This is a genomic window from Flavobacterium sp. FG68 (assembly GCF_057808895.1).
Map to the genome: position 1 here is coordinate 55434 of NZ_JBMDIY010000013.1, position 12468 is coordinate 67901.

A 12468-nucleotide genomic window follows, 5' to 3' on the forward strand; every position below is an offset into this window, starting at 1 on the left:
TTACAAAAAAAGCACAAAATCATAAGATAGTTGTGCTTTTGTAGAATTTTATTGTTGAGGAATTATTTTCCTTTTAGTAATTTTTCTAAATATTCGTTTTTGTCTTTTTCAGCCTGAACTAAACGTTCGTAAAGTTCAACAACTTTATCAAGAGGATTGAAATTACAAATATTATTATGACCAAAATTGCTATTTGAAACTGATTCATTAAAAGTATTAAAATAGTTAAATACATTTTCTTCCGAAAAACTTTCAATCGCTTCTACTGTAACGCCAAGTGCTTTTGCAATATTTGCAAGTCTTTCTTCATCTACAGTTTCACTGTTTTCAATAATGGATATTGCCTGTTGGTTTGAACCAATTGCCTGTGCAAGTGCTTCCTGCTTCATACCTTTAAGTTCTCTGATTCGGCTAATGTTTCTGCCAATGTGTTTTGGTTTTGTCGCTGTGCTCATAATTCAAAGGTATTTAATTTTTTCTTTACATGAATGAAATGAAAATATGTTTTTTCTGATATTTTGAATTTACATTTTGATGATTTAATTCTTTTTCTCATTGAAAACTTTTAGTTTTTCAATAATAATTTTAATCTGTTTTTTACTTAAATCAAAATCTTGTATTCCCCATAATTCTTTTTCAACTTTATAATAATCATTGGTTTCATTAAATTTCCATAAAGCAAAAGCTAAAATTTCATTTTGGAATTGTGATGAATTGAATGTTTAGTCATTTACTTTTTTTGTTTTTAAGAAGTCAAATATTCCCATAAGTTTTTATAATTCAAAATGATTATTTATAAGTAAATTATACTCTTGTTTTTTCCTCTGGTTAGCAGGAGTAATTTATTTCCAAAAATTTTTTATTGTATTAAATTGTTCTTCATTATCACCTCCATTTTCATATTTATATAAGTTATCCCAATAAATTATTCCTCCAATTTTAATGAATACTTTGTAATATCCTTTTGCAAGAGTACTGATATTCACGCTAAAATTCTTTGAAGATTGTTTGTTAAGAGAAAAATTTGAATGCGAGATAATTGATTGTTCGCTGTATAAATTTGTATTCAAAATATTGTTGAAATTTACATCTTGATAATTTTTTTCAGGATTTGCTGATACTAACCATACATCTGTAACATTTTCTTGTGCTAAAATATAAACGGATTCACTTGCGGGATTAGGATAAATTAAAAACTTGTTATTTGTTAAAATATTGGGGTTCCCGAATTGTAATTGTAACTCTGAATCGTCAGAGGTTTTTCTAAGATTAATTCCTGTTATTAAATTTATAGAAGTTTTTTCGGTTTGAGTATCTGTTTTGTCATTGCTGCAACTTATTGCCAAAATAGAGATAAGAATAAAAAGTTTTTTCTTCATAATTGATTCATTTCAAGATTATACAAAGAACATACTTTTACTTTTTATAATCAATAAACATCATTATGTTTTTGGGTGATAATAAAAACTATTGAATTTCTATTTTAAGCATTAATTATTAACAAGATTGCATAGAAATTTGTTAAAGGTTTAACCACAAAGTATGTCATTTCGACGAAGGAGAAATCTTCGCAAGTAACTCTACAAAGCATGGAAATCCTATGCAGAGATTTACTTATAAAATCATGCAAATAAATAATTCAAAAATTCGAGATTTGGATTAATCGTCTTTATCAAATCAATTTTCTTTTCCCTACGCCAGTCTTTTACTTCTTTTTCACGAGCAATTGCTTCTTGAATCCAAGTGAGTTTTTCGTAATATAATAAGAATGTAACATTATATTTTGATGCAAAGGTTTTGTTTCCGTTTATACTATTATGTGTATGTTGACTTAAACGAATTCTCAAATTATTGGTAACTCCAGTGTAGAAAACGGTTTTTGATTTGTTTGTTATTATGTAGAGGTAATAAGTATGATAACCGTCTTGTAAATGCATTTTCTTTTGCTAAAGATAAAAATAATTTTAAGAATTTTCTTTCTTTGTGTTTTATCTGCTTTGTAGAGTTACTTGCGGAGATTTCTCCTTCGTCGAAATGACAAACTTGGCGGTTACTTTGTGTAGGCTTCGACTTCGCTCAGCCTGACAGGCGTTTACAAATCTAAAACCTGCAATAAAAAAATCCCGCCTTAATTAAGGAGCGGGATTTAATTTCATATTTGGATTTCTTAGTTTATAAGAACCTTTCTACTTATAACATTTTGGTTGTGAGTTATTTTTACAAGATAAACTCCGGTATTTTTGAAATTTACAGTTTTATTATCCAAAAGTATATTGTTTTCTTTTGAGATTAATTTTCCTGAAATGTCATAAATAGAATAGGAAACGGGTTCTGAAATAGTAGTATTAAAAATTATTGTTTTGTTATCCGTATTTCTGATAATTAAGTTTTTATTGTAGTCGAATTTTTCTGTTGATAAAACACTTGCATCGTATTTATAAATTGATTGTACGCCAATAGCGTAGCCAATATTATCGATAAAACTAAAATCTGCAATAAAACCGCTAGGAAGAGTATAAGAAACCTCTTTTATTACAGCATTATATATTTTACCTTCGGTATAACCAAAGAATAAATCATTTGAAAATGATGCAGCCGGATTAAAGCGAAGGAAGTTATTCGGTACTTTCTGCCAGACGTCATCTGTTTTTACAAAAGTAGTTCCGTCATATTCATCTGTACCAAAAATATTGTATAAATAGTCACCAACAGCCACACCTCTGTAGTCAATTTTAGTCAATTTATATGCTTTTGGAGTAATCGCCGTTGCTGGCATCGTAAATACCTGAGTCCAGTTTATTCCGTAATCTGCTGTTTCATAAATGAATTTATCATTTACAATAGCGTATCCTTTACCTGTAGCACGGTCAATGCTATAATTGCCAAATACTAACAGATTATTGCTATTGTCAAAAAATTGCTCTAATGACCATGTTGCTCCTCCATCTGTAGTAACCAATATCCCTTTTGAAGTTGTTAATATACCATTGTTTTGGTCTTTGAAGAAAAGCTTTTTTAAAGACCCATTTTGGGTAAAGTTTATCGTTACTTTTGACCATACGCCGCCATTGTTTACGGTTTTGTAGAGATCAGAGCCCTGAATTGCCCATCCGAGGTTTTCGTTAATGAAAAAAAGACTTGTTAATTGAAATTTTACATTGTTCTTTTTAAAGATTTCAGTCCATGTAGTTCCTCCGTTATCAGTATAATAAAGAGAAGCTTTTGCATCATTGCTAAAACCGCCTACAAAGCCTTTTTCTGAAGTTACGAAAAACACTTCGCTTGTTGAAAAATTATCCTGAAAAGTGTATTTAGGTTTCCAGGTATTTTGTGCCAAAACTGCATTTGCAATAAGAAATAAATAGAATAAGTAGATTTGTTTCATAGAATTTATTTAAGTTTTATTTTACAAAATTGTCGTTTCAAAAATAATATTTTTCTTGTAAAATTAAAATTATGTTTTCTATAAATATTAGATTTTTAGATCCTTATGTAATGACCTTTCTAAGATCTCATTTTTGAGAATATTAAAAAACAGTATGGAATAATTAATAAAAATAGGTAATAAAAAAAATCCCGCCTCAATTAAGAAACGGGATATGCTTGTGCTTAAGCTATGTTGTTTAAGAATTAAAACTTAGTTTAAAATTCAGTTTATTTATTTCATCTGTTTTTCCTGACTTAAACTTAATATCTTTAAGTTCTTTAAGTGATGTATCTACAGTAACTTTTGAATCTTTATTAACTACTCTTGTTACTTTAACTATTTTTTTTACACTTTTCATTTCTTCTTTCTTTTAATTAGAAATCCATCAAAGTCTTTTTTATAATCAAATGGTTCATCTATGATTTCATCATTATCTATTATTCTTGCCCCAAATATATCAAAAGTTTCTGATAATTCCTCTAGATTTAACATTATGGCTCGTTTGTACGTCTTTGTTCTTCGGGCATCACTGCCTTTAAAGAATACAGTTATATGTGGATTCACGATTGTAAATTCATAAGCAGTTTTGGCTACAGTTGCTAAAACAATTTTAATATCTCCATTATCATTTGTAACTTGATCATCTATAATGTGTTTTTTTGTTAAAGGATCATATTTTAAATCTCCGAAACCAAGATTATAGATCGAAGGATTTTTTGTAGCTGAGTAAGCTACGACTTTCCTAAAATTGCCTTTATTTCCAACACTTATAAAATTAAATATTGTAGATGATTCATCTTTAGTAATGTCATATTTATTGTAATTCATTCAATTAAATAATTTCTTACAAATATAATATTTTAGAAATGATATTATTTTAAATTAGAATAAAAACTTTATGTAAGAGTTTCGACTTCGCTCAGCCTGACAGACGTTTATAAATCTAAAATATGAACTCTAAAATATGAACTCTAAAATCTACAATAAAAAAATCCCGTCTCAATTAAGAAACGGGACTTCGGTGATATTCTCTTTTTTTTATTTTAAACTGTTGCAGCAACTTCTTGCGGTAACGGAATTTGATTTTTAAGTAAATCTTCGAAAGTTTCGTGTGCACGAATCAAGATTCCTTGTCCGTTCATCCAAAGAACTTCGGCTGGTTTGTATCTTGAATTGTAGTTGGATGACATTGAGAAACAATATGCTCCGGCGTTTCTGAAAGCAAGAATATCGCCTTCGGTAATTTCAGAGATTCTGCGGTTGTTGGCAAAAGTATCAGTTTCGCAAATGTATCCTACAACAGAGTAAAAACGCTCTTTTCCTTTTGGATTAGAGATATTTTCGATATAATGCTGTGAGCCGTAAAACATAGGACGGATTAAGTGGTTGAAACCACTATCGATTCCGGCGAAAACCGTTGATGTTGTTTGTTTTACTACGTTTACTTTTGCTAAGAAGAAACCTGCTTCGCTCACCAGGAATTTTCCTGGTTCGAAAATCAACGTTAAATCTCTGCCATATTCTGCACAGAAAGAATTGAATCTTTTTGATAATTTTTTACCTAATTCTTCGATGTCGGTTTCGATATCGTCTTTTTTGTAAGGCACTTTGAATCCGCTTCCAAAATCTAAGAATTGTAAATCTTTGAAGTGTTTTGCAGTATCGAATAAAATTTCGGCTGCATACAAGAATACTTCGATATCTAAAATATCAGATCCTGTGTGCATGTGAATTCCAACAATGCTCATTTTTGTATTTTCAACAATTCGCAATATATGCGGAATCTGGTGAACAGAAATCCCGAATTTACTATCGATATGTCCTACTGAAATATTAGCATTTCCGCCCGCCATTACGTGTGGATTAATACGAATACATACCGGAATATGAGGATGTTTTGTTCCGAATTGTTCTAAAATAGATAAATTATCGATATTGATTTGTACACCCATTGCGGCAACTTCTTCAATTTCTTCAAGAGAAACTCCGTTTGGTGTAAAGAAAATTCTTTCGGGTTCATAGCCAGCATGAAGTCCTAACTGAACTTCCTGAATTGATACAGTATCTAAACCAGACCCCATGTTCTTTAATAGCTGAAGAATCGCAACGTTTGACAATGCCTTCATGGCGTAATTAACTCTTAAGTTTTCTACCTTAGAGAAAGCTTTAGTTAACCTATTGTACTGAGATTGGATTTTTTCGGCATCATAAACATATAATGGACTTCCAAATTGGTCTGCTAACTGCAGTAAATCTTTTGCTTGCATTTTTTAAATCATTTTGAGCAAAGTTATTACACTTTTAACTAACTGCAAATTATTTGTAGAAAAATAACAAATTGTAACAAATTGTTTGTTTTTAAACAAAAAGTTGCTTGTTTTCCAATTTTGTAACGTAGTAAGAGGTTCAAAGGGGCAGAGATACAAAGATACAAAGGTTTTTTGCCACGAATTACACGAATTTCCACAAATTTTAATTGTAGATTTTTCGCAAAATGCTAGAAACACAGCCCGTGGTTTCAACCACGGGAACGCAATATATAATTACGTCAAATCCGTAACGTTTCCCGTGGTTGAAACCACGGGCTATGTTTGAAATTGAAATCGGCAAGAAAATAAAAATTTGTGGAAATTCGCGTAATTCGTGGCAAACAAAAAATCCTTTTAATCTGTGCAATCTGTGGCTAAAAAAAAACAAAACCCCTGAATATAATTCAAGGGTTTGTTAGTAGTATGTGTTGTTTTTTGTTTAGTTTATAAGCTAGGAAGATCTCCTCTTCCTTTAGTAGGCAGGTTGGTAGAGCCCATTAAGAACAAATCTACCTCTCTTGCTGCTTCGCGACCTTCTGAAATAGCCCACACGATTAATGATTGTCCTCTTCTCATATCACCTGCAGTGAAAATGTGAGGAACGTTTGTTTGATAATTATGCGCTTTGTAATTGCTTCTAAAATCAGTTTCGATTCCTAATTGCTCGCTTAATGTTTTCTCTGGACCTGTAAATCCAAGAGCTAACAAAGCTAAATCGCAAGGCCAGATTTTCTCAGAACCTTCTTTTTCGATTAATTCAGGACGCTGACCAGGAGTCATTTTCCATTGCACTTCAACGGTTTTTAATCCAGTTAATTCGCCTTTATCATTAGAAATGAATTCTTTAGTATTGATTAACCAGTTTCTGTCGCATCCTTCTTCGTGAGATGAAGATGTTTTTAACTGTAATGGCCAGAAAGGCCAAGGAGTTGACTCACTTCTTCCAACAGGAGGTTTTGGTAAAATCTCAAAGTTAGTTACCGATTTTGCTCCGTGTCTGTTTGAAGTTCCAATACAATCAGAACCAGTATCTCCACCACCAATAACGATTACATCTTTACCAGTTGCTTTAATTTGGTCCGGAATTGATTCTCCGTATAAAACTTTAGTTTGTTGTGTAAGGAAATCCATTGCCTGAACAACGCCTTTGCTTTCGATTCCTTTAGTTGGCAAACTTCTTCTTTCTGTTGCTCCTCCGCATAAAACGATAGAATCGAAAGCGTTTAATTCTGCTACGCTAAAGTTTACACCAACGTTTACATCAGTTTTAAAAGTGATTCCTTCAGCTTCAAGAATTGCTACACGTCTGTCGATAATTCCTTTTTCTAATTTAAAATTTGGAATTCCGTAACGTAATAAACCTCCAATAGCATTGTCTCTTTCAAAAACCGTAACTGTGTGTCCGGCTCTGTTTAATTGCTGCGCTGCTGCAAGTCCCGCAGGCCCTGAACCAATAACGGCAACTGTTTTACCTGTTCTCTTTTTTGGTGGCTGAGGTTTGATCCATCCTTCTGCAAAACCAATTTCAACAATGTTTTTCTCAATGTTTTCGATTGATACAGGATCTTTAATGATTCCTAATACACATGCTTTTTCGCATGGAGCAGGGCATAAGCGTCCTGTAAATTCCGGAAAGTTATTAGTCGATTGTAAAATCTCTAATGCACTTTGCCATTCTTCCTGATGCACCATATCGTTGAAATCAGGAATTAAATTTCCTAACGGACAACCACTGTGGCAAAAAGGGATACCACAATCCATACATCTTGAACCTTGTTCTTTTACTTTATCTTTTGCTAACGGAATAGTAAATTCGTTGTAGTTAGAAACACGTTCTGCTACTGCTAAATTACTTTCGTCGGCTCTGTTATATTCTTTAAATCCGCCTATTTTACCCATGACATTTTAAATTAAATTCCAATTTCTTTAAATTCCAAATTCCAATTTTTTATTACTATAGGCATTGATATTGCCATTGGAATTTGGAATTTTATTTTTTGAAATTGATTTTTATCCAGCTATTAATTCTTCTATTTTTTTCTCTTCTGCAATTCTTTGTAATGCTTTTTTGTAATCAGTTGGCATTACTTTTACGAAGTGCTTTTGTTGATTTTCCCAGTCTGCTAAAATTCTTTTTGCTAATGGACTGCTTGTGTACAATGAATGATTTTTGATCAATCGTCTTAGTTTTGTAAGATCTTCTTCTTCCATAGGGTCGAATGCAACCATTTCCATGTTACAAACTGTTGAGTCGAATTTCTTATTTGGATCGTAAACATAAGCTACACCACCGCTCATACCAGCTGCGAAGTTTCTTCCTGTTTTTCCTAAAACTACTACTGTACCACCGGTCATGTACTCGCATCCGTGATCTCCAATCCCTTCAACAACTGCTGTTGCTCCAGAATTTCTAACGCAGAAACGCTCTCCGGCCATTCCATTAATATAAGCCTCTCCGGTAATAGCTCCGTAAAGGGCAACGTTTCCAATAATGATGTTTTCTTCAGGTTTAAAAGTTGCAGTAGGAGGTACTTTTACAATTAGTTTTCCTCCAGAAAGACCTTTTCCTAAATAATCATTACAGTTTCCGTGAATTTTAAATGACAATCCGTTTGTTGCAAAAGCACCAAAACTTTGTCCGGCAGAACCTTCAAAATCAACTAAAATAGTGTCATCAGGTAATCCTTGTGCGCCATAAATTTTTGAGATTTCGTTACTCAAAATCGCACCTACAGAACGGTCTGTATTTTTAATTTTAAATGTTACTCTTGTTTTTTCTTTTCTATAAATAGACGGAATCGCTTCTTTAATGATGTCAAAATCTAATACGTTTTCAAGTTGGTGATCTTGTTGTGTTGTATTGTGATTTGGCTGTGTTTTAGCTTTTTCCGGTTTGTATAGAATTGGTGATAAATCTAAACCATTTGCTTTGTAATGTTTGATCGCTTTGTTCACATTTAACTTTTGTGACTGACCAACCATTTCTTTTAAAGTTCTGAAACCTAACTGCGCCATGATTTCTCTTAACTCTTCAGCAATAAAATACATAAAGTTGATTACGTGCTCTGGCGTTCCTTTGAAATTTTTTCTCAATTCAGGATCCTGAGTTGCAATACCAACTGGGCAGGTATTTAAGTGACAAGCTCTCATCATAATACATCCAGAAGCTACAAGCGGTGCAGTTGCAAAACCAAATTCTTCAGCTCCTAATAAAGCTGCAATAGCAACGTCACGACCTGTTTTCAACTGTCCGTCACACTCTAAAACTACACGGCTTCTTAAATCATTTAAGATCAAAGTCTGCTGTGCTTCAGCTAAACCAAGTTCCCACGGAATACCTGTGTGTTGTAATGATGTTAATGGTGCAGCTCCCGTTCCTCCGTCGTAACCAGAAATTAAGATAACGTCAGCTTTAGCTTTGGCAACACCGGCAGCGATGGTTCCAACTCCAACTTCAGAAACTAATTTTACGTTTACACGCGCTTCACGGTTTGCATTTTTCAAATCGTAAATCAACTGAGATAAATCCTCAATAGAGTAAATATCGTGGTGAGGAGGAGGTGAAATCAAACCTACATAAGGCGTAGAGTTTCTGGTTTCAGCAATCCAAGGCACCACTTTTTCTCCAGGTAACTGTCCACCTTCACCAGGTTTCGCTCCCTGAGCCATTTTAATCTGGATTTCTTTAGCGTTTGTCAAATAGTTGATCGAAACACCAAAACGTCCCGAAGCAACTTGTTTGATTGCAGAGTTTCTAGAATCTCCGTTAATTTCTTTCTGGAAACGTTTTGGATCTTCTCCACCTTCTCCAGAGTTACTTTTTCCGCCAATTCTATTCATTGCAATCGCTAAATTCTCGTGTGCTTCCTGGCTGATAGAACCATAAGACATTGCACCTGTTTTGAATTTTTTTACAATTTCTGTCCAAGGTTCTACTTCATCAATAGAAATTGGATCTAGGTTATTGAATTCAAATAAACCTCTAATAGTCATTAAGTTTGAGCTTTGCTCGTTAACGGCATTTGAGTATTCTTTATAACTTTCCGGGCTGTTTAAACGAACCGCTTGTTGTAATTTAGAAATAGTAGTTGGGTTAAACATGTGTTTTTCACCACCACGTCTCCATCTGTAAATACCTCCAATTTCAAGAGAAAGCAAACTTGCCACTTTTGAATTTGGGAATGCTTTTTGGAAACGTTTTTTCACTTCTTTCTCCACTTCCATTAAACCAATTCCTTCGATTCTTGATGGCGTGTAAGGGAAGTATTTAGAAGTAAATGTTTTGTTTAAACCTAAAATCTCGAAAATCTGGGCAGCTCTGTATGAATGTAATGTAGAGATACCAATTTTGTTCATGATTTTAACGATACCTTTTGCAATTGCTTTGTTGTAGTTTACTACAGCATAATCAGCTTTTACTCCGGTAATGAAACCTTGCGCTACCTGATCGTGAATGATTTCGTTTACCATGTAAGGATTGATCGCACTTGCACCGTATCCGAACAATAATGCAAAATGATGTGGTTCACGAGGTTCTGCAGATTCAATGATGATTCCGAATTTAGAACGAACTTGTAAAATGTTCAATGAGTGGTGAATGTAAGAACAAGCCAATAACATAGGAATTGGAGCTAATTCTTCGCTCACGCCTCTATCAGAAAGAATGATGACATTACATCCTTCATTTACAGCTTTGAAAGTTGCCTGAACACATTTTTCAAGCGCACGCTCTAAACCGTTAACTCCTTTTTCTATTTTATATAAAGTAGAAATTGTAGCCGATTTGAAATCTACGTGATCAATGTTTCTAATTTTATCCAAATCCTCGTTAGAGATAACCGGATTTTGGATTTTTAGTTTTTTACATTGCTTAGATTCAATTTCAAAAATATTGAAATCTCCTCCAACAGCTAAACTAATATCGGTGATGATTTCTTCACGAATACCATCCAAAGGCGGATTAGTAACCTGAGCAAATAATTGTTTGAAATAGTTGTACAACAATTGAGGCTGCTCTGATAATACTGCCAAAGGCGTATCGTTACCCATTGAACTGATTGCTTCAGCTCCTTGTCCTCCCATTGGGTTGATGATTGTTTTTAAATCTTCAATTGTATAACCAAATAAACGCTGTCTTGTTTGGAAATCTAATTTCTCAACCGGAGTTGGATTATTGGTATAAGGAACTTTCGCTAAAGGCAATAAGTTAGCGTCTAACCATTCTTGGTACGGACGTTTTGTAACGATTGCTTTTTTAACTTCTTCATCTTCAATAATACGACCTTCGTTCATATCAACCAAGAACATTTTTCCTGGCTCTAAACGACCGTGCTGAATTACATCTTCCGGATCGATATCTAGTACACCAATTTCTGATGACATGATTACGAAACCGCTATGCGTTAATGTATAACGAGAAGGACGTAAACCGTTTCTGTCTAATAAAGCACCAATTACGTTTCCGTCTGTAAACGGAATAGAAGCCGGACCGTCCCAAGGTTCCATAATACAAGCGTTAAACTCGTAGAATGCTCTTTTTTCAGGAGACATTGTCTGGTGTTTTTCCCAAGCTTCAGGAACAACCATCATCATTGCTTCTGGCAATGAACGACCTGTCATTAATAAAAGTTCAACCACCATATCCATAGAAGCAGAATCTGATTTTCCTTCTAAGATAATTGGGAATAATTTTTTGATATCATCGCCAAAAACTTTGCTTTGCATAAGCTCTTCACGAGCACGCATACGGCTTACGTTTCCACGAAGTGTGTTGATCTCACCATTATGACACATGTATCTAAACGGTTGAGCTAAGTCCCATGATGGGAATGTATTTGTAGAGAAACGCTGGTGTACAAGCGCTAAACGAGTCACCAAGTCCGGATCTTTCAAATCTATATAATAACGGCTGATGTCTTCCGGCATCAATAGACCTTTATATATTATAGTAGTTGTCGATAAACTAGTAAAATAAAACATGTGGCTTTCAGAAGTTTTTGATCCTCTTACGGCATGTTCTGCAATTTTTCTAGCTGCAAAAAGTTTTGCATTAAATTCTTGTTCAGTTAAATCTTGTCCATTTTTAGAAACGAAAACTTGTTTAATTGTTGGTTCTTTTTCTGCGGCGATCTGCCCTAAATTTTCAACGTCAACAGGTACATCTCTCCAACCTAAGATCTTTAAGTTTTGATCTTTAATAGTTGCTTCAAATGCATTGATACAAAAAGATACCTGGTTTTTGCTTTTTGGTAAAAAAACCATTCCTACTGCATACTCACGCGTTTCTGGGATTTCAAAGTCACAAACCTTCTTAAAAAAATCATGAGGGATATCAAATAAGATTCCCGCTCCGTCTCCAGTTCTTCCATCAGAACTAACGGCACCACGATGTTCCAATTTAATTAAGATGTCTAATGCTTTGTGAATAATATCATTTGATTTAATACCATTCAAATTACAAATAAATCCTGCACCACAATTGTCGTGTTCAAATTCAGGCAGATAAAGCCCTTGTTCTTTAACTTTCATTCTTGATATTTTTTCTACAAAAATAAAGATTTCGTTAAACATAATGTAGTGAAATTATACTTTAGCTTACATTTTTGTTGTAATATTAGAAAAAGGCTTCTTAATTGATAATATTATTATATTAACCATTGCGAAATGATAAAATGATAATCCGAATTAAAATATATTAAGAAAAATCGTCTCAAGGCTAATAAATACGGTGAA

At 33.4% G+C, this 12468-nt stretch carries 9 protein-coding genes; all 9 read right to left on the reverse strand.

The genetic code is table 11. From position 1 onward, the window contains the following. Positions 1 to 62 precede the first annotated feature (62 nt). A complete protein-coding gene (locus tag ACODSB_RS10200; protein WP_180856468.1) occupies positions 63 to 455 on the reverse strand; it encodes a helix-turn-helix domain-containing protein in 393 nt (130 codons plus the stop codon). A 387-nt stretch (positions 456 to 842) separates the two neighbouring features. Next, positions 843 to 1379, reverse strand: coding sequence for a hypothetical protein (locus ACODSB_RS10205; RefSeq protein ID WP_488936950.1), 537 nt, complete (start codon positions 1377 to 1379; stop codon positions 843 to 845). Positions 1380 to 1622: 243 nt separating this feature from the next. After that, entirely contained in the window at positions 1623 to 1937 is a 315-nt protein-coding gene (locus ACODSB_RS10210) for a GIY-YIG nuclease family protein (protein WP_488936951.1), read from the reverse strand. 230 nt (positions 1938 to 2167) lie between these two features. Next, on the reverse strand, positions 2168 to 3385 hold the full coding sequence (locus ACODSB_RS10215) for a T9SS type A sorting domain-containing protein (protein WP_488936952.1): 1218 nt from the start codon (positions 3383 to 3385) through the stop codon (positions 2168 to 2170). 238 nt (positions 3386 to 3623) lie between these two features. Next, positions 3624 to 3785 (reverse strand): hypothetical protein, encoded by a 162-nt coding sequence (locus ACODSB_RS10220; RefSeq protein ID WP_488936953.1) that lies wholly within the window; start codon positions 3783 to 3785, stop codon positions 3624 to 3626. Next, entirely contained in the window at positions 3782 to 4255 is a 474-nt protein-coding gene (locus ACODSB_RS10225) for a DUF6934 family protein (RefSeq protein WP_488936954.1), read from the reverse strand. Before ACODSB_RS10225 ends, ACODSB_RS10220 begins: the two co-directional genes overlap by 4 nt. A 215-nt stretch (positions 4256 to 4470) precedes the next feature. Then, the gene (lysA, locus tag ACODSB_RS10230) at positions 4471 to 5694 is read right to left on the reverse strand and encodes a diaminopimelate decarboxylase (protein ID WP_053471072.1); all 1224 of its coding nucleotides are present in this window, start codon (positions 5692 to 5694) and stop codon (positions 4471 to 4473) included. Positions 5695 to 6180: 486 nt separating this feature from the next. After that, positions 6181 to 7635, reverse strand: coding sequence for a glutamate synthase subunit beta (locus ACODSB_RS10235; protein ID WP_488936955.1), 1455 nt, complete (start codon positions 7633 to 7635; stop codon positions 6181 to 6183). Positions 7636 to 7746: 111 nt separating this feature from the next. After that, on the reverse strand, positions 7747 to 12264 hold the full coding sequence (gene gltB / locus ACODSB_RS10240; RefSeq protein WP_180856463.1) for a glutamate synthase large subunit: 4518 nt from the start codon (positions 12262 to 12264) through the stop codon (positions 7747 to 7749). Positions 12265 to 12468 lie beyond the last annotated feature (204 nt).